Consider the following 18873-nt stretch of genomic DNA (forward strand, 5'->3'; position numbering starts at 1 on the left):
TCGCTATCTTTAACTTTTAATTTGAAACCTGCGTTATGAAGCAATTTTTACTCTTTACTGTTTTACTATTTATCTCAATTTTAAATAGTAAAGCCCAAAATCCTGAAATTAGCGGAGACGCTTTTGCACATACCTATTCTATTGTAGCCCGCGATGCTAAAACCGGTGAAATGGCAGTGGGCGTTCAAAGTCATTGGTTTTCGGTTGGGCCTCTGGTAGCCTGGGGAAAATCTGGAGTTGGCGTGGTTGCCACGCAGTCTTTTGTAAATCCTGCTTTTGGTCCCGAAGGCCTTAAACTTTTACACGAAGGCTACACCCCGGAAGAAGCTATAGAAACACTTATTAATAACGATGAAGGTCGCGCTTTTCGGCAATTAGCCATTCTTGGAAAATCTGGGAAAAATGCAGCTTATACCGGCGAAAATTGTGTAGCTGAAGCCCTGCATATTACCGGAGATAATTTTTCGGTTCAAGCCAATATGATGCTTAATGATCAGGTAGTTCCTGAAATGGCAAAAGCCTTTACCGAAAATGTAAATCTGCCTTTAGCCGAAAGAGTCGTAGCCGTTTTGAAAGCTGCTCAAAAAGCAGGTGGAGATATCCGCGGAAAACAATCGGCAGCTTTAATCGTGGTTGGTCCCGATAAAGTTGAAGAAGTTTGGAAAGATAAGAAAATAGACCTGAGAGTAGATGACCACGAAAATCCTATAGAAGAACTGGACAGACTGCTAAAAACTGCAAGAGCTTACGAATTTATGAACCGTGGCGATCTGGCTATGGAAGAAGGAAATGTAGAAAAAGCTTTGGAGCAATACGGCACTGCTGAAAGTATGTTCCCGGAAAACCTGGAAATGCGTTTCTGGAAAGCGGTGGCTCTTGCTAATAGCGATCGTTTACAAGAAGCGAAACAAATTTTTGATAGAATTTTTGATGAAGACGAAAACTGGAGAACAATGCTGAAGCGTTTGCCAAAAGCCGGACTTATAGATGTGAGCGAAGAGGAACTGGAAATGCTCACCAGGCAATCTTCTAAGAATTAGTACCTTTAAAACTTAAAATATTACTGTTATGAAAATCACTATAAATAAAATTTTTCTTGGAATTGCAGTTTTAGGACTTACTGCTTTTACATCCTGTAAAGAAGAAGAAAAAACACCCGAAACTACACCAAATACTCAAATGACAGGAAACACAGCAGGTAGCGAAGAAACTCCAGATGTGAATCCTCCACATGGGCAACCCGGTCACCGTTGCGATATGCCGGTTGGCGCTTCTTTAACTGATGCTAACAGCACTGATACCCAACAGGAAATGACCTCTTCCCCTATAAGGATAAGACAGGATAAGCCTACTAAAAATCCTCCACACGGTGAGCCTTATCACGATTGCAGCATTCCTGTAGGAGGAGATTTGAAAGGTTAAATCTCTAAGATTTCTATAAATTAAAACGTCATTACGAACGGAGTGAAGTAATCTGCCATTAATTTCCAGATTGCTTCGGCCCTCGCAATGACGTTTACTTTTACTTTAGAAAGCCCTTAATCTAATCCGCCTTTTCGCTCAGCATCTCTTGGTTCAGGCCAGGTCATTTGTTCGCCTGTTCTTCTGTTAATTGGTAAAACAGCTCTTTCTCTTGAGGTAGTTTCAGGATCCTCGCTCGCCATATAGGTCATAATTGCGGTTAAGATCACATTACTGCGTACATCATCAAAAACAATCTTATCATAGGTATCTAAATTGGTATGCCAGGTATAGTCCCAGTAAGACCAGTTTAAAGATCTTAACATAAATGCAGGCGCTCCGGCGGCCACAAAAGAAGCATGATCAGTTCCGCCGCTGGAAGGAGTTCCAGGGAAAGAAGTTTCAATCTCACTTTTTATTTCCTGTGGAACAGGTTCTAACCAACTTCCAATATAATCATAGGCGTGCAAAAATCCCTGCCCGCTAATATTTTTCACTCTTCCGGTTCCGTTATCCTGGTTAAATAGGGCCTGAACATTGGCTACAATTTCCGGGTTGTCCTTTACAAAAGCACGAGAACCATTAAGTCCCTGCTCTTCACTACCCCAATGCCCAGCAATAATAGTTCGTTTAGGGTTTGGATACAGTTTTTTAAGGATTCGCATCGTTTCCATCATCACCATAGTTCCGGTGGCATTATCGGTTGCGCCGGTTCCACCATCCCAGGAATCAAAATGCGCTGAAAGAATAACATATTCTTCAGGCTTTTCGCTACCTTCAATTCTGGCTATGGTATTAAAGGTTGGCACTTCACCCAGATCTTTAGATTGGGCAACTACTTTTATTTTCGGAGCGTTATTATTTTCGGCTAAACGATAAAGCAAACCATAATCTTCAAGAGCTAGATCTATAGTGGGAATATCATCGGTATAAGCACCAAAAACCTTATTCGCACCAAACCCGTGAGACCAGTTAGAAGTCACAATACCTGCTGCACCGGCTTCTTCCAAAGCTTTTGGCAATTCACGATAACCATAACCAGTGTTTTGGATTCGATTTCTCCAAAGAGAATCGGTTTCCTTGATACTTTCCTGCATCTTTTTCCAGGATTTTTCGGTAGCCCATTCTTCCCAGTTATATGGAGGCCTCCCTGTAGGTTCGTTTACCGATATCATCACGAATTTTCCTTTAACCGAAGAAAGCATTTCGGCAAACGCAGTAGAGTCTGCAGCTTCAGGTAAAATAACTACCTCGGCAGTCACTCCCTTTTTTCCTGTAGAAGGGCTCCAGGCCAATTGTCGCCCACTTAAGGTTCTCACTCTTGGTTCTACAAGGTCTATATGGGTAATTCCGCGTTCCCAACCTCGCCAGGTTCCATACTCCTGATTTTCGGCTGAAATCCCCCAGCTATCATATTTTTTTACCGCCCAGTCGTGTGCGTTTTTCATTTGTGGGGTTCCCACCAATCGTGGTCCAACCACATCTACCATTTCGTGGGCAAGTTCTTCTAATTTCGAATTTTCATTGGCTTCCTTTACAATTTCGTCTACCATTTCTTCTTGCGCCTGCACCTGTAATGCACCGGCCACAAGGAATAAACTAAAAAGTGAACGTAAGTTTTTCTTCATTCTATTTTGATTAATATGTTAAGAATTGAGCCTAAAGATATCATTTATATTTTTTCAACTTCAGGTGAATGCTTTACTGTTTTTAGCATTTTAACTATATTGGCTGTGCTTTTAAAAATTAAAACGACAATTCCTTAAATCGATGAAAAAACATCTACCCAACCCCCTCAAATTTAAATTTCACTTTCTCTTTTTAACATTAATAGGTTTCAGTTTTATCGGTATCTCGCAAACAAGCGAGCTTTCCGTAGAAAAAATTATGCAAGATCCTAATTGGATGGGTACCTTCCCTTCTAACGTAAAGTGGAGTGCAGATAGTGAAACCATCTATTTTGACTATAATCCCGAGAAAAATACTAAAGATTCGCTTTATAAAATTGACTTGAGCAATACTTCAAAAATAAGCAAGGTAAGCCTTGAAGAAGAACGAAAGCTAATCTCCAGGTATGGCGATTTTAATAAAGATAGAAGTAAAAAAATATTCAGCAAAAAGGGAAACCTGGTTATTTATGATGTGAAATCTGGTGAAACTACCCAGCTATTAGATCTTTCTGAAAGTATCTCGAATGCCGAATTCATGGCAGATGAGAATAAAATTAGCTTTACCCTGGGCGACAATGCCTTTATTTACAATAGAAAAGTGGGTAGCATTAAACAGATTACTAATATTAAAAGCGGTAAAGCAAAAGAAGAGAAAGAAGAGAAAATTTCAGATAAAGATGCCTGGGTAAGGGATGAAAATCTTGAACTCCTGGAAGTTGTGAATCAGCGAAAAACCGAAGAGAAAAATGAAGAAGCTTATCGTGAAGCTACGGCAGAAGAAGAGACCTTTACATTTTATCTGGAAGATCGCAATCTTAGCAGTTTACAGGTTTCGCCAAACGCAAAATTCGCAACTTTTAAACTCATTACCCGCGAAAGTGGAGAAAACACCAATGTCCCAAATTATGTAGATGAATCGGGTTATACTGTAAATCTCCCTGCCCGCAGTAAAGTTGGGGAAAATCAAACTAAAGTTGAACTTGCTATTTACAACTTTGAAAAAGACACGGTTTATAACATAAAGACAGATGAATTACCCGGAATTACTGATCTTCCAGATTACGTAAAAGATTATCCAGATAAAGAATGGGAAGAAACCGATAGAGAAGTAGTTCCCACTACCGTTTATTTTTCAGAAAATGGAGAACACGCCGTGGTTAACATTCGTTCTAAAGACAATAAAGATCGCTGGATCGCTAAAATTAACCTGGAAACCGGCGAGTTAAATACTTTAGACCGCCAGCGTGATGAGGCCTGGATTGCCGGGCCGGGAATTGGCTATACTTTTTATGGTGGTGAAGACATGGGCTGGTTACCAGATAATAAACATATTTACTTTCAAAGTGAAGAAACAGGATATTCCCATCTTTACCTGTTAGATGTTACTTCTGGCAATAAAAAAGCGCTAACCGAGGGCGATTTTGAAGTTTTTGACCCGGAACTTTCCAACAATAAAAAACATTGGTTTTTAACGACTTCAGAAGTTGGACCCGGCGAACGTCATTTTTATAAAATGCCGGTTATGGGCGGTAAGATGGAAAAACTCACTCAAATGGAGGGTAATAATAATGTTTACCTTTCTCCCGATGAAAAAAACATGGCCATTTTACATTCCTATAGCAATAAACCCTGGGAATTATATTTAAAGAAAACGAAAGCAAATGCGGAAGCCAAACAATTAACCGAAGGACAATCTGAAGCATTTAGCAACTACGAATGGAGAGAACCCGAATTAATAGAATTTGAAGCCGAAGATGGCGCTATGGTTCCCGCCAGGTTATATAAACCGGAAGCAGATGTAAAAAACAATGCTGCAGTAGTTTTTGTACACGGTGCAGGATACCTGCAAAACGCGCACAAATGGTGGAGCAGTTATTTTAGAGAATATATGTTCCATAATTTATTAACCGATCTTGGCTACACCGTTATAGATATCGACTACCGCGGAAGTGCAGGTTATGGTCGCGATTGGAGAACAGGAATTTACCGCCATATGGGTGGAAAAGACCTTTCTGACCAGGTTGACGGCGTGGAATATTTAATAGAAAATCATGGAATAAGCCCTGAAAAAGTGGGGATCTATGGAGGAAGTTATGGCGGTTTTATCACCTTAATGGGAATGTTTACCGAACCTGAAACTTTTAAAGCCGGTGCTGCACTAAGATCGGTAACCGATTGGGCGCATTATAATCACGGCTACACTTCTAACATTTTAAACGAACCGGCAGCCGATCCTATTGCTTACAGAAGATCTTCTCCCATTTATTTTGCTGAAGGCCTTGAAGGTGATTTATTGATTGCCCACGGAATGGTAGATGTAAATGTTCATTTTCAGGATGTAGTAAGACTTTCACAACGTCTAATCGAACTAGGCAAAGAAGACTGGGAAATGGCAATTTACCCCGTAGAAGATCACGGCTTTGTAGAACCCAGCAGTTGGACCGATGAATATAGAAGAATTCTTGAATTATTCAACGAAAGCCTTTTAGACTAATGGATATTGAATTTGTAAGAAACCAATTTCCGGCGCTGGAAAGGGAATTCACTTTTATGGATAACGCAGGCGGTTCACAAACTTTAAAAAAAGTAGCAGAACGCATCAGCGGGTATTTATTACATCATAATGTTCAGTTGGGTGCTTCGTATAAAGTTTCCCGTGAAGCCGGGGAAAAACTTACCTACGCCACCAAACAGGTAAGTAAATACATAAATGCGGGCAGGCCAGAAGAAGTGGTGATTGGACCTTCTTCTTCTATGCTTTTACGAATTTTAAGTATTTGCATAAGCAAACAATGGCAGGAAGGTGACGAGGTAATTGTTACTAATACAGATCATGAGGCAAATGTCTCTCCCTGGACATATTTAAAGGAAAAAGGAATAAAAGTAAAAATCTGGAAGGCAAATCCTGAAAGCCTGGAGCTGGAAATAAGCGACCTCAACAAATTGCTGACCAAGCGCACTAAGTTGGTAGCCGTAACCCACTCTTCTAATATTTTAGGAAGTATAAATCCTATTAAAGAAATTGCAAAAACCGTTCATAAAGCTGGCGCACTTATTTGTGTTGATGGTGTGGCTTATGCACCTCATAGACGGGTAGATGTTAGAAAACTGGATGTAGATTTTTATGTATTTAGCTGGTACAAGACCTATGGCCCGCATTTAGCAGTAATGTACGGAAAGTACAATCAGTTGTACAAAATGGATGGCATAAACCATTATTTTTTCACCAAAAAAGATGTTCCCTATAAATTCCAGCCCGGAAATCTCAACTTTGAACTCACTTATAGCTTACTGGGAATTACAGAATATTTTGAACAGCTATTTAAGCACGAATTTCCCAGGGAGAAAAAAATCGATTTTCAGCAAAAAATGGATAAGATCTTTGAACATATTGGGCGCCACGAAGAGCGAATTAGCAAACCCCTAATTAATTATTTAGCCGAACATCCAGACATTAAAATTATTGGTAAGGATACTGCCGATAGGGAACAAAGAGTGCCCACCATTTCTTTCGTACACCATAAAATGAAAAGCGATGAAATTGTTGAAAAAGTAGATGATTATCGTATCGGGATTCGGTTTGGAGATTTTTACGCTAAAAAATTAATTGAAGATGCAGGTTTAAAAGAAAAGAACGGCGTAGTAAGAGTTAGCCTGGTGCACTACAACTCGCTTGATGAAGTAAAAAGATTGATTTGGGTTTTAAAGAAAGTGATTTAGTACGTTTTTAAGGTTTCTTCATTGCGATTCAAACAGGGATCGCAATGAAGAACCTCTTAACTTTTAAACCACTAATTAAGTATTTCTGAGAAAAGTCAAATTACCCCAAAGCTTGCTTCAGGTCGTTTATTAGATCTTCTTCATCTTCAATTCCTACGCTTAACCTAATTAGGGAATCTACTACCCCGGTTTTTTCTCTTTCTTCTTTCGGGATAGAAGCATGCGTCATACTTGCAGGATGTCCGGCTAGAGATTCTACGCCGCCAAGTGATTCTGCCAAAGTGAACACTTTTAAGTTTTCTACAATCTTTGTAGCACTTTCCAGGGTGTTTTCTTTAGTGGTAAAAGAAATCATTCCTCCAAAACCTTTCATCTGTTTTTTCGCAATATCGTGGTTGGGATGATCTTCAAATCCGGGCCAGTAGACCTTTCCTATTTTTAGGTGTGATCTTAAAAATTTCGCTACTGTCTCTCCATTTTCACAGTGACGTTGAATTCTAAGATGCAACGTTTTTATTCCGCGTAAAACCAAAAAGCTATCCTGCGGCCCACAAATAGCTCCGCTCGCTTTTTGAATAAAATAAAGTTTGTCAGCTAAGTCTTCATCTCTCACTACCAAACTACCCATTACTACATCGCTATGCCCGCCTAAATATTTTGTAGCGCTGTGCATTACAATATCGGCTCCCAGGTCTAGAGGTTGTTGTAAGTATGGAGTGGCGAAAGTGTTATCTACCGCCAGCAACAAATTGTTTGCTTTCGCGATTTTAGAAACTGCTTCAATATCAATAATATTCATCATCGGGTTAGTCGGCGTTTCTACCCAAAGCAGTTTAGTGTTTTCGTTGATGTAATTTTCAATATTGCTAGCTTCCCCCATCCCAATAAAGTGGAATTTAATCCCCATCTTTTCAAAAATGGAAGTAAACAAACGATAAGATCCGCCGTATAGATCGTTCGTGGTAATAATTTCATCCCCAGGTTTAAAAAGCTTTAAAACAGCATCTATAGCCGCAAGACCAGAACCAAATGCAATACCAAATTTACCATTCTCAATACTCGCCATAGACTTCTCGAGGGCGGTTCTTGTAGGATTTGCACTTCGTGAATATTCAAATCCTTTGTGGCCACCGGGTGTACTTTGCGAATAGGTAGTGGTCTGATATATTGGCGGCATTATAGAACCGTATGCCGGATCTATATTTTCCTGGCCTCCATGTATTGTTTTGGTATTAAATTTCATAAGTCTTCGGTTTATAGCAAATGTAGCAGACTCATTGTGTTTAAGCAAAATAGGTTTATCTTTATTCAAGTATTTAACAGCCTCCTATATGTATCAAAAATTAGTTCCCATTATAGCGATTTTTCTCTTATTCACCTCCTGTCGCGAAGAAAAAACTGATTCCCGGGTAAAACAGGTTAAAGGTGATACCGAAGCCTTAAGCTTTTACGACGAAGGTCTCTTGCCTAAAGATTTTGAGGCCTGTAAAAGCGGAAATTGCCCTAAAATTAGAGTGAATTATTTAAAGTTTAGGGAAGATCGTGAAGCTGCACGGGCTATGAATCAATATAACGAAAAAATCCTTACTAAAATATTCAATAATACCGAAGAAGACACCAATGCCGAGAATATAAAAGCAGCGATAGAAGAATTTATTACTGATTACCAGAATTTTAAAAATGATTTCCCAAGTTCCGAAGCCGGCTACGAAATTGAAATTTCACAATCGGTTTTAAGTCAGACAAAAGATTTACTGGTATTGGAGACCGATTTCTATATTTTTACCGGCGGCGCTCACGGCTATGGTGCTAAACGCTTTGCTAATTTTGATGTTACTTCAGGCGAATTGCTGGAAAAAGACGATTTATTTTCAGACCTCGAGGCTTTTAAAGATTTTGCAGAAAAAGAATTCAGAAAAAAATATAAAATTCCGGAAGGAGAAAACATCAATGCCAAAGGATTTTTCTTTGAAAATGATAAATTTGCGCTTCCGGAAAATATAGCCGTTACCAAAAATCGGGTGATTCTGGTCTATAATCGTTATGAAGCCGCCAGTTATGCAGAAGGGGAATTGAAATTATCTATTCCGAAGAACAAAGTAGCACAATGGCTTATTTACTAAACTAAACCACCATGAAAAAAGTTTATCACCTCTCTAGCTGCAACACCTGCCAAAAGATTTTAAAGGAACTGAATTTGCCTGATTCTTTTGAGATTCAGGATATCAAAGAGGAAGAAATCACCAAAGAGCAACTGGAAGAGATGGAAGCACTTGCAGGAAGTTATGAAGCTTTATTTAGTCGAAGAGCACGCCTCTATCGCGAAAGGGAACTGAATAAAAAAGAGCTTTCTGAGGCTGATTATAAAGAGCTTATTCTGGATCATTATACTTTTCTAAAAAGACCGGTAATTATCAATAATGATGAAATTTTTATAGGAAATTCTAAGAAAACCGTCGCGGCGGCCAAAGCAGCCGTGCATGGATAACCAACGTATTTTGGCAATTTTCGCAGCCATTGGCGCAAGTGCGATCTACGGACTCAACCACACGATTGCCAAGGGCGTGATGCCTACTTATATTGAACCTTTTGGATTTATCTTTTTAAGAGTTTTTGGCGCAGCTGTACTATTTTGGGGAATTAGCTGGTTAGGGCCCAAAGAAAAGATCGCTACTTCTGACTGGCCAAGAATTTTAGGCTGTGCCGTTTTTGGAATGGCAATTAATATGTTGTTTTTCTTTAAAGGCCTAAGCCTCTCTACTCCAATTAACAGTTCGGTAATTGTAACGCTGTCACCGGTTATGGTGCTTATCCTGGCTTCTATTCTAATAAAGGAGCGCATAACTTTACTCAAAACCCTTGGAATAATTGTTGGTTTAGCGGGGGCTTTGGTATTGGTGCTTTTTAGTACCGATAGTACCGGCAATGCCCCAAACATTCCTTTAGGAAATATTCTTTTTATAGTAAACGCTTTTAGCTACGGACTTTACCTCATTTTAGTAAAACCACTTACCAAAAAATATCATGCGCTTACTTTAATGAAATGGTTATTTTTTATAGGAGTTCTTATCAATTTCCCGATCACCATTAGTGAATTCACCGAAGTAAACTGGACAAGTTTGCCGTTTGATGCTATTTGGAAGATGGCTTTTGTGGTAGCAGGAACCACTTTTTCTACTTATTTACTTAATATTTATGCTTTAAAACAACTTTCGGCCTCCACTATAAGTGTATTTATTTATCTCCAACCACTAATCGCGATTACGTATGCGATTTTGACCGGTGCCGATGAGCTTAATATGGTAAAAGCAGTAGCGGCAATTTTGGTATTCGTAGGCGTTTATATGGTGACCAAAAAGAAAACCGAAGTTAGGGCGTAGTTTTAATCTTCTAGTTTTTCCGCTAGTTTATATAGGTAATTTTTGTTGGCTTTTATTACTGAAAGTGGCGCCGTAAAAGTGCTAACCCTGCCTATTGTTGGAAAACTTAATTTCCCCTTTGCTATTGAATTTGCAAGGAGTATTTGCAGATAATTATAAGTAAGAATAAATCGCTGTAATAAATTAGTTTCTTTTCTACGGAAACCCAGTTTTTCTGCAGTCCTGTCGTTAAGAATATAACTTGTACCTTCCAGGGTGATTTTTTCCGCCTCTTTTTCGCTGAAGGATTCACTAAGCTTCACCAATCCTAAAATATATTGACTTAAAATAAATCTTATACGTTGCTTTCCCTTCCAATTTCTATCAATCATATAGTAATAGTCAAACAAAGTTCCCCCGTGAATTATTATTCTTCCATCTTTCTCTTTTTCAGTGATAAAAAGTGGAGTGTAGTAGATCAGGTTTCCTTTTTTTCGACCTTGAGGCATATCAATAAAAGGTGCCAGGACTGTAAGAATTACGGGAGCTATAAACAGCGGTAAATAATACCATTCAAAGAATAAAGCGGCTAATACAATAGCTAGAAATACTAAAAAAGCAATCCCGGAAAATTTAAGGATCTCCCGGGTTTGTTCTTTATCTGATTTTATGTAAAAACTATGTTTTTTGATACGGAAATTTAAGTATTTCTAAAGAAGGAAGCATTAAAATCCTATTTTTTCCGGATTTAAATGTTTTGGTTTTTTTCCAAACTTCCGGGTATCTTCTTTGGTTAAAATTTTAAAATCATCGGTATGGCTCAAGCTGTCTAAATTATCGCGCAGCGCTTTTGGAAGTTTTGTGAGTTTTCTTTCTTTTAGATCTATCCAGGCACCCATCATCTCACAGCTAGCAAAATTTTGACCATTTTCATCATAAAAATTATGCAAAAATTCAAAGTACATACCGTCTTCGGCAAGGCCTTTTAATTGCAATGTCACCTTTATAGGTTTACCGGCAAAAACTTCTTTAAAGTAATAGATATGTTCATAAAAGACCACCGGGCCAATATTTTCTCTGGCAAGATCTTCCTGGCCAAAACCGTTTTCCATTAAGAAAGCCATCCTGGTATGGCTCATAAAATTCACATAAGCCGTATTCGCCAAATGTCTATTTGCATCTATATCACTCCAGCGTATTTCAAATTCTTTGGTATACATTTTCTTCCTATTTTTTAATAAAACTAAGCATAAATATTATGCACGCATAATTATTTTAAAATTTTTAAGGGACCAAATTAAGGTTTAACGCGGTCTTTAGAAGCAAATTCTTTCAAAGCCAATTTGTAACAGATTTAATATCTCACAGAATTATCAACAAGATTATTCACTTAGCATAATACTACTTAACTTTGCCCGCTATGCCTATACTCAAAACCGAATATAAAGCTCCCGGGATTTTTAGAAATCCTCACGTATCCAGCATTTATGCTGCAACGTTGCGAAAAGTAGACTTTAGTTTTCACACTACAGATCGTATAGAATTAAGCGATGGTGATTTCTTAGATTTAGAACGTGGTTTTTATTCTCCAAAAAATGATAAAATCATTATCCTGCTTCACGGTCTTGCGGGCAATGCAAACCGACCTTATATGTTGGGAATGGCAAAACAATTTCAGCATAATGGCTGGGATGTGGCTTCTATGAATTTTAGGAGTTGTAGTGGAGAAATGAACCGGCTTTATCGCAGTTATCACGGCGGTGCTACCGAAGATCTACAAGCGGTAATTAAACATTTGCAGCAGGAAAATCAGTATAAAGAAATCGGTTTGATTGGCTTCAGTCTTGGAGGCAATTTACTGCTAAAATATTTAGGCGAGCAAAAAGATATTCCATCAGAAATTAAATCGGCAGTTGCAGTTTCTACGCCCTGTGATCTTGGTGCGTCCCTGGAAGAACTTAACAAAACACATAATTTTCTATATTCAAAACGCTTTTTAAAAAATTTAAAAAAGGAATTGCAGCTTAGGCAAACCCATTTTCCTGAAAAAATTAGCAAAGAAGAAATCACACAATGTAATTCGCTACTGGCCATAGACGAACTATACACCAGCAAAGCACACGGGTTTAAAAACGCTTCAGATTATTATAAAAAATGCAGCTGTATAGGTTTTCTACCAAACATCACTATTCCTACACTTCTGTTAAATGCGAAAAATGATTCTTTTCTTTCCCCAAATTCTTACCCAACAGAAATAGCAAAAAATTCGGAATTTCTTCATTTAGAAACTCCTAAACACGGTGGGCACGTAGGTTATATTCAGCATAATAAAGCCTATTACCACGAAGAAAGAGCCCTAAAATTTATCACGCAGGTTAAACCAACATAAGCCCGTGGCAAAAGGCAATTTTCAAAATCAATAACTTCAGAATCTGCAAAATACCCTTTTCCCGGCTTTGCCCTGCTATAGAATTGATTATCTTTGCACAAGCTTAAAAATCACTCATGATTCAGTCAATGACAGGTTTTGGGAAAAGCATAACGCAGCTCCCATCCAAAAAAGTAACCGTTGAAATCAAGTCGCTAAATAGCAAAAACCTTGATGTAAACGCCCGAATTCCTTCGCAGTATCGCGAAAAAGAACTCCTGCTAAGAAATACAATTTCAAAATCACTTACTCGCGGAAAAGTAGACTTTTCCCTTTATGTAGAGGTAACTGGCGAAGAAACTACGGCTTCTGTAAATCGTGGGGTGGTTAAAAATTATATGCAACAATTAAAAAGTATTGTTGACGGCGATGAGACCGAATTGCTGAAAATGGCGGTAAGAATGCCTGATGCTGTTACCACCGAACGTGAGGAAATAGACGAATCTGAATTTAAAGCGATTGAAGACGCGATGATTGAAGCGCTGGAAGAGATCAATCAATTTAGAAAAGACGAAGGCGAAGCATTAGAAAAAGACCTGAAACTTAGAGTGAATAATATTGAAGCTTTGTTACAGGAAGTTCTAAGAATTGATCCAGAAAGGGTTGTTGCTGTAAAAGAACGTCTAAGAAAAGGAATTGCCGATCTTAAGGAGAATGTAGATGAAAATCGCTTTGAACAGGAATTGGTTTACTACATTGAAAAATTTGACATTACCGAAGAAAAGGTAAGGTTAGAAAACCACCTTGCTTATTTTAACGAAAGCATAAATTCACCGGATTCTAACGGTAGAAAACTGGGTTTTATTTCCCAGGAAATGGGACGTGAAATCAACACGATTGGAAGCAAATCTAACTACGCCCCTATGCAACAATTGGTGGTGCAAATGAAAGATGAGCTTGAAAAGATTAAAGAACAACTTTTAAACGTACTCTAAATGAGCGATGGTAAACTTATCGTCTTCTCGGCACCTTCAGGATCGGGAAAAACCACGATAGTCCAACATTTGTTGAAACATAAAGAGCTAAACCTGGAATTTTCGACCTCGGCTACTTCACGTGCTCCAAGGGGCGAAGAAAAAGACGGACAGCATTATTACTTTTTATCTTTAGAGGACTTTAAAAAGAAGATTAAAAACGATGAATTCCTGGAATGGGAAGAGGTATACCGCGATAATTTTTACGGCACCCTAAAAAGCGAAGTAGAACGCATTTGGGCAGAAGGTAAAAACGTGATTTTTGATATTGATGTTGTTGGCGGATTGGATATAAAAAACATCTATCCAGAGAAAACCCTCGCGGTTTTTGTAAAGCCACCTAGCATCGAAGAATTAAAAATAAGGCTGAAAAAGCGCAAAACCGAAACCGATGATAAAATAAGCATGCGTGTAGCTAAAGCCTCTATTGAATTGGCTACGGCGCCGCAATTTGATTTTATCATAGAAAATCATCATTTAGGCACAGCGCTTAAGGAAGCTTACGATCTTGTTGCAAGTTATGTAGGCGTAAAAAATGAAAATAAGGATGAATAGGAAAGTAGGTTTATTTTTTGGGACCTTCAATCCTATTCATATTGGTCACCTTATAATTGCCAACCACATGGCCGAATTTTCAGATTTAGACGAGGTTTGGCTGGTGGTCACACCCCATAATCCGCATAAAAAGAAAAATACGCTTTTAGAAAATCATCACCGCCTGGAGATGGTTTATAAAGCCTGCGAAGGTTATGAGCATTTAAAGCCTTCTAATGCTGAATTTAGCCTGCCACAACCCAATTATACCAGTACCACCCTGGCACACCTTCAGGAGAAATATCCCACCAATGAGTTTTGCCCAATTATGGGAGAAGACAACCTGAAAACTTTCCATAAATGGAAGAATTACGAGGTGATCTTAGAAAACCATGAAATTTATGTGTATCCTAGAATTTCTGGCGGAAAGGTTGAAAATGAATTTAAAGATCACCCTAAAATTAAACGGATAGCAGCTCCTGTAGTAGAGATTTCTTCTACTTTCATTAGAAAATCGGTAAAGGAAGGGAAATTCATTAAACCCATGTTACCAGATTCGGTTTGGGATTATATTAAACTGATGAATTTCTTTAAATAGTCTTTAAGGCTTAAAAAACAAAAGACTGTTTAAAAATCTCATTTTAGCTGTTCGGGTTAGCTGATTGAACCTACTTTTTTCATTGTGGAACTACAAGCTATAGGACGTCGACTGCCCTCAATGTAACAACCTCAAAAACTTTAAACAGTCTTTAATCTTTATTTCTGCTCCAGGCGTGGAATTCGCAAAACCTGCCCTGGATATATCTTATTAGGATCTTTAAGCATTGGCTTATTAGCCTCAAAGATCATCGTATATTTATTAGCATCACCGTAATGCTCTTTTGCTATTTTACTTAAATTTTCGCCTCGTTCTACGGTATGAAAACTAGCTTCGGGCGCTTCAATTTTTACAGCTAACCTGTCGTCTACCTTCGCGATACCTTCAGAATTACCGATTACAAGCACTATTTTTTCACGAATAGCCTGGGAATCTGCCAGTCCATAAACTGTAGCGGTATTTCCTTCAATATTAATTACAGGATTTTCTACGGTTAAATCAAGACCTTTTATCGTTTCCAGAAGTTTCTCTGCCGCTTTCGCATTCTCCCTTCTTACTATTTCCTTTTTTGCTTCTGTTATTTCTATATGTTCTTCTTCTTTCTCCTTTTCTTTTCCAAAGATTTTCTCTCCGGCATCTTTTATAAATGAAAATATTCCCATAAGTCTGATTACTAAGTTAGTAAAAAGAAAAGTACGAAAGAATATTTGTGTTCCGCATATATGAAAGCCTAAATTTTTGTTAGATTTTCTTACGAACAAGTATAGAAAACAAAAACCGCAAACCACAACTAAATTGTGAGTTTGCGGTTTTCAAACTAAATAACCAACCAAAAAAACTAAGAAAATCCGTCTTTTTTTAAAAGAAGGACTCGTCGTCTATAAGACAACGCTCAAAAACCTTTAGAATTGCCGTAGACATAATTTATATATGTTAAATTTTTATCGGTATTTCTTAGATATTCCGCAAGAAATAGGTTTATAAACCCTGTCTCTTTAGATATACTTAGAAATTTGTTTATTTTTGAATTACAGAAAACCAACCTATGGATAAATCTCCAAAGTTTGCCGTGATTGGCGGAGGTAGCTGGGCTACCGCGATTGTAAAGATGCTGAGTGAAAATGTAGATACCATTTACTGGTATATGCGTAGTAATTATGCCATTGAGCATATTAGAAAACAGGAACACAACCCAAATTACCTTAGCTCGGTTGAGTTTGATATTAACCAGTTAGAACTGAGCAGTGATATCAATAAAACAGTAGCTGCAGCAGACTTTCTTATTTTCGCTATCCCATCGGCATTTGTAAAGCGAGAGTTAGATGCTTTAACGGTTTCCCTGGAAGATAAGATCATATTTTCGGCTATTAAAGGAATTGTTCCTGAAAGCAGCCTCATAGTAGGTGAGCATTTTGAAGAATATCATCACGTGCCGGCCGATAATATCGGGGTGATCACAGGGCCTTGTCACGCTGAAGAAGTAGCCCTGGAAAGGCTTTCTTACCTTACCATTGCCTGTACCGATGAGAAAAAGGCAAAGATCCTGGCCGATAATCTAAGCAGCGAATACATTAAGTGCAAATTAAGCGATGATGTAACCGGAACCGAATATGCAGCAATGCTGAAGAATATCTACGCCATTGCCGCCGGTATAGCGCACGGATTGGGCTATGGAGACAACTTCCAGAGTGTATTGATGAGTAATGCCATAAAAGAGATGAAACGCTTTATCAAGAAAGTACATAGTATGAAGCGTAACATAAACGATTCTGCTTACCTGGGAGATCTTCTTGTAACAGGATATTCCGTATTTAGCCGAAACCGTATGTTCGGGAATATGATTGGGAAAGGCTACACCGTAAAGAGCGCCCAAATGGAAATGAGTATGATTGCAGAAGGTTATTATGCTACCGAAAGTGCTTATAAAATTAATAAAGATAAAGGCGCGAAAACGCCCATAATAAACGCGGTATATGGGATTCTTTATGAAGGGAAAAACCCTAAAAAAGTAATTAAGAAACTGGCAGAAAAGCTTACTTAAGCCTATTATTCGGCTAAAACTCCTTTATTTGGGATAATAGGAATTTCACGTAAAGCTTTTTCGTTTACGCTATTTTTTCTGAATAAATATTTCTTTTCAAACATTTTACCATCAGCAAAAAAAGTAACCTGGAATTGGTTATTAAGGGCGAGCACTTCTTCCTGGATAAATTCAATTTTAGCAAAAGACTTAGAGGGAAGTTTTTCCAGCTTATGGCGTATAACAGAGGTTTCTTTCTTATTATCATAGCCTTTACTTACAATTAAAGCCATCTCAATAGCTTCGTCCCTATCGTTTATAAGATAAGCGTTCCACTCCTCTACTTTAAAAGACTCATTATAGACCTTTACGGCCGCCACATATACGTTTTCTACTTCAGGTATGTCAATATCTTTCTTCACTAATCTTCTATCTTATTTTTAGCCCATCTGTACAATCCCCATAAAATTATTGCAGCTACCCCTAATAAAATCGCACCTAATGCAAATTCAATTATTTTTACAGCTACCAAAATAATAATAACTGCAAGCGCAAGAATACCAATAATAATTAATCCAGTTCTATTCATAATTCACTTGTATTAAGCTCTGGATTTTGCGCCAGAATTTTTTAGTTAAAATGAGGATTTGAACTGCTCAAGAAATCTAATATCGTTTTCATAGAACATTCTAATATCACCAATTTGATAAAGCAACATGGCTATACGTTCTATTCCCATCCCAAAAGCAAAACCCGAATATTCTGTTGGATCTATATCACAGTTTCTAAGCACATTTGGGTCTACCATTCCGCAGCCCATAATCTCTAACCAACCGGTTCCCTTTGTAATTCGGTAATCGGTTTCGGTTTCCAGCCCCCAGTAAATATCTACCTCAGCACTTGGCTCGGTAAATGGAAAATAAGAAGGTCTTAATCTAATTTTAGACTTGCCAAAGAGTTGTTCTGTAAAATAAAGCAGGGTTTGTTTTAGATCGGCAAAACTTACGTTCTTGTCAATATAAAGTCCTTCCACCTGATGAAAAATACAGTGGGAACGTGAAGAAATCGCTTCGTTTCTAAAAACCCTTCCCGGAGAAATTGTTCTAATTGGTGGTTTGTTATTTTCCATATATCGCACCTGTACCGAAGAGGTATGGGTACGCAATAAAATATCTGGATCTGTCTGAATAAAAAAGGTATCCTGCATATCGCGTGCCGGGTGATATTCTGGCAAATTAAGCGCGGTAAAGTTATGCCAGTCATCTTCCATTTCGGGTCCTTCAGAAACATTGAAACCAATGTTAGAAAAGATCTCTATAATCTGGTTTTTAACGATAGAAATAGGATGTCTTGAGCCAATTTCAATAGGTTCTCCCGGTCTTGAAAGATCACCGTAAACTCCCTTTTCTTCCTGTTTGCTTTCCAGGTTTTCTTTCAACTCAGCAACTTTGGCCTCAGAGGCCTTTTTAAGCGAGTTTACCGCCTGGCCAAATTCCTTTTTTTGCTCGTTAGGTACTTCTTTGAAAGAAGCGAAGAAATCGTTTAAAATTCCCTTTTTTCCCAGGTATTTAATTCTGAATGCTTCTACTTCTTTAGCCGATTCGGTTTTAAAAGCTTCTACTTCAGCTATATGTTGCTTAATTTTATCTATCATGAGATCCTTTTCTTTTCAGAAGGGCAAATTTAGTAAAAATGTAGTTTTAGGCAGCACGTGGCGCCTTTAATCTATGTACTCGTTATTGATAAAATAATTTACAATTGCTTCCTTCATTAAAACCGATTGCTCACCGGCCTTAAGCGTAGGTAATTGTTCCAAAATCTTATAATGTGGCCAGCCATCTTCATCAAAATAATCAAATTCATAATAACCGTATGGTTCCAGCAAACGGCAAATAGCAATATGCATTAGATCTATTTTATGATCTTTTTTAAATTTTCTATGAGGCTGCCCCAATTCCTGAACACCAATTACATAAATTATCGCATCCAGATCCATTGATTCTCCATCGGCAAACTGGTTAGAAAGCTTTTTTTGCAAACCATCCCATCTACCTTTCAAATTTTCGTCTCGTGTCATGCCCACAAAGATAATATCTTACTTTTTGAATT

The 18873-nt window shown here is 38.0% G+C and carries 21 protein-coding genes; 12 read left to right on the forward strand and 9 right to left on the reverse strand.

The window, feature by feature from the left end; translation table 11 throughout:
* Positions 1 to 35 precede the first annotated feature (35 nt).
* Positions 36 to 1040 carry a DUF1028 domain-containing protein gene (locus APB85_RS04720; protein ID WP_057481027.1) on the forward strand — a complete coding sequence of 335 codons (1005 nt, stop codon included), beginning with the start codon at positions 36 to 38 and terminating at the stop codon, positions 1038 to 1040.
* Positions 1041 to 1068: 28 nt separating this feature from the next.
* Positions 1069 to 1422, forward strand: coding sequence for a hypothetical protein (locus APB85_RS04725; protein WP_057481026.1), 354 nt, complete (start codon positions 1069 to 1071; stop codon positions 1420 to 1422).
* A gap of 116 nt (positions 1423 to 1538) precedes the next feature.
* Here the strand turns inward: APB85_RS04725 and APB85_RS04730 are convergent, their stop codons facing one another.
* Positions 1539 to 3089, reverse strand: coding sequence for a M20/M25/M40 family metallo-hydrolase (locus APB85_RS04730; protein WP_057481025.1), 1551 nt, complete (start codon positions 3087 to 3089; stop codon positions 1539 to 1541).
* 142 nt (positions 3090 to 3231) lie between these two features.
* Between APB85_RS04730 and APB85_RS04735 the strand changes: the two genes are divergently transcribed.
* Positions 3232 to 5625: a S9 family peptidase gene (locus APB85_RS04735; RefSeq protein WP_057481024.1), complete on the forward strand. Its 2394-nt coding sequence runs from the start codon at positions 3232 to 3234 to the stop codon at positions 5623 to 5625.
* Positions 5625 to 6851, forward strand: coding sequence for a cysteine desulfurase-like protein (locus APB85_RS04740; RefSeq protein ID WP_057481023.1), 1227 nt, complete (start codon positions 5625 to 5627; stop codon positions 6849 to 6851). The genes APB85_RS04735 and APB85_RS04740 overlap by 1 nt, the downstream gene beginning before the upstream one ends.
* A 100-nt stretch (positions 6852 to 6951) precedes the next feature.
* Here the strand turns inward: APB85_RS04740 and APB85_RS04745 are convergent, their stop codons facing one another.
* A complete protein-coding gene (locus tag APB85_RS04745; RefSeq protein ID WP_057481071.1) occupies positions 6952 to 8094 on the reverse strand; it encodes a trans-sulfuration enzyme family protein in 1143 nt (380 codons plus the stop codon).
* An 88-nt stretch (positions 8095 to 8182) separates the two neighbouring features.
* Between APB85_RS04745 and APB85_RS04750 the strand changes: the two genes are divergently transcribed.
* From APB85_RS04750 to APB85_RS04760, 3 genes are read left to right on the forward strand one after another with little or no spacing between them, the layout of a single operon-like run.
* Positions 8183 to 8974, forward strand: a complete 792-nt coding sequence (locus tag APB85_RS04750) for a DUF3298 and DUF4163 domain-containing protein (RefSeq protein ID WP_057481022.1) — start codon at positions 8183 to 8185, stop codon at positions 8972 to 8974.
* 11 nt (positions 8975 to 8985) lie between these two features.
* Positions 8986 to 9339, forward strand: a complete 354-nt coding sequence (locus APB85_RS04755; protein WP_057481021.1) for an arsenate reductase family protein — start codon at positions 8986 to 8988, stop codon at positions 9337 to 9339.
* The gene (locus tag APB85_RS04760; protein ID WP_057481020.1) at positions 9332 to 10231 is read left to right on the forward strand and encodes a DMT family transporter; all 900 of its coding nucleotides are present in this window, start codon (positions 9332 to 9334) and stop codon (positions 10229 to 10231) included. The genes APB85_RS04755 and APB85_RS04760 overlap by 8 nt, the downstream gene beginning before the upstream one ends.
* 2 nt (positions 10232 to 10233) lie before the next feature.
* Here the strand turns inward: APB85_RS04760 and APB85_RS04765 are convergent, their stop codons facing one another.
* Positions 10234 to 10719, reverse strand: coding sequence for a hypothetical protein (locus APB85_RS04765; RefSeq protein WP_083482172.1), 486 nt, complete (start codon positions 10717 to 10719; stop codon positions 10234 to 10236).
* Positions 10720 to 10935: 216 nt separating this feature from the next.
* Positions 10936 to 11430 carry an acyl-CoA thioesterase gene (locus APB85_RS04770; RefSeq protein WP_057481018.1) on the reverse strand — a complete coding sequence of 165 codons (495 nt, stop codon included), beginning with the start codon at positions 11428 to 11430 and terminating at the stop codon, positions 10936 to 10938.
* 200 nt (positions 11431 to 11630) lie between these two features.
* Between APB85_RS04770 and APB85_RS04775 the strand changes: the two genes are divergently transcribed.
* From APB85_RS04775 to nadD, 4 genes are all read left to right on the forward strand, one after another.
* The gene (locus APB85_RS04775) at positions 11631 to 12599 is read left to right on the forward strand and encodes a YheT family hydrolase (protein WP_057481017.1); all 969 of its coding nucleotides are present in this window, start codon (positions 11631 to 11633) and stop codon (positions 12597 to 12599) included.
* Positions 12600 to 12715: 116 nt separating this feature from the next.
* Complete coding sequence (locus APB85_RS04780) at positions 12716 to 13573, forward strand: YicC/YloC family endoribonuclease (protein WP_057481016.1); 858 nt, start codon at positions 12716 to 12718, stop codon at positions 13571 to 13573.
* Positions 13574 to 14167 (forward strand): guanylate kinase, encoded by a 594-nt coding sequence (gene gmk, locus APB85_RS04785; protein WP_057481015.1) that lies wholly within the window; start codon positions 13574 to 13576, stop codon positions 14165 to 14167.
* Positions 14160 to 14744 carry a nicotinate (nicotinamide) nucleotide adenylyltransferase gene (gene nadD / locus APB85_RS04790; RefSeq protein WP_057481070.1) on the forward strand — a complete coding sequence of 195 codons (585 nt, stop codon included), beginning with the start codon at positions 14160 to 14162 and terminating at the stop codon, positions 14742 to 14744. Before gmk ends, nadD begins: the two co-directional genes overlap by 8 nt.
* A 158-nt stretch (positions 14745 to 14902) precedes the next feature.
* On the opposite strand, the gene lysM is transcribed toward nadD, so the two are convergent.
* The gene (gene lysM / locus APB85_RS04795) at positions 14903 to 15406 is read right to left on the reverse strand and encodes a peptidoglycan-binding protein LysM (RefSeq protein WP_057481014.1); all 504 of its coding nucleotides are present in this window, start codon (positions 15404 to 15406) and stop codon (positions 14903 to 14905) included.
* 383 nt (positions 15407 to 15789) lie between these two features.
* Here lysM and APB85_RS04800 point away from each other — a divergent pair, with 383 nt between their 5' ends.
* Complete coding sequence (locus tag APB85_RS04800) at positions 15790 to 16785, forward strand: NAD(P)H-dependent glycerol-3-phosphate dehydrogenase (protein WP_057481013.1); 996 nt, start codon at positions 15790 to 15792, stop codon at positions 16783 to 16785.
* Positions 16786 to 16790: 5 nt separating this feature from the next.
* Here APB85_RS04800 and APB85_RS04805 read toward each other — a convergent pair whose 3' ends face one another.
* The 4 genes from APB85_RS04805 to APB85_RS04815 form a co-directional block, all read right to left on the reverse strand.
* Complete coding sequence (locus tag APB85_RS04805; RefSeq protein WP_057481012.1) at positions 16791 to 17186, reverse strand: hypothetical protein; 396 nt, start codon at positions 17184 to 17186, stop codon at positions 16791 to 16793.
* A complete protein-coding gene (locus APB85_RS17270; RefSeq protein WP_160319233.1) occupies positions 17186 to 17353 on the reverse strand; it encodes a hypothetical protein in 168 nt (55 codons plus the stop codon). Before APB85_RS17270 ends, APB85_RS04805 begins: the two co-directional genes overlap by 1 nt.
* Before the next feature lie 45 nt (positions 17354 to 17398).
* Positions 17399 to 18418 (reverse strand): phenylalanine--tRNA ligase subunit alpha, encoded by a 1020-nt coding sequence (gene pheS, locus APB85_RS04810; RefSeq protein WP_057481011.1) that lies wholly within the window; start codon positions 18416 to 18418, stop codon positions 17399 to 17401.
* Between the two features lie 66 nt (positions 18419 to 18484).
* On the reverse strand, positions 18485 to 18841 hold the full coding sequence (locus APB85_RS04815; RefSeq protein ID WP_057481010.1) for a hypothetical protein: 357 nt from the start codon (positions 18839 to 18841) through the stop codon (positions 18485 to 18487).
* Positions 18842 to 18873: the final 32 nt, after the last annotated feature.

This window comes from Salegentibacter mishustinae (genome assembly GCF_002900095.1).
GTDB classification, from domain to species: domain Bacteria; phylum Bacteroidota; class Bacteroidia; order Flavobacteriales; family Flavobacteriaceae; genus Salegentibacter; species Salegentibacter mishustinae.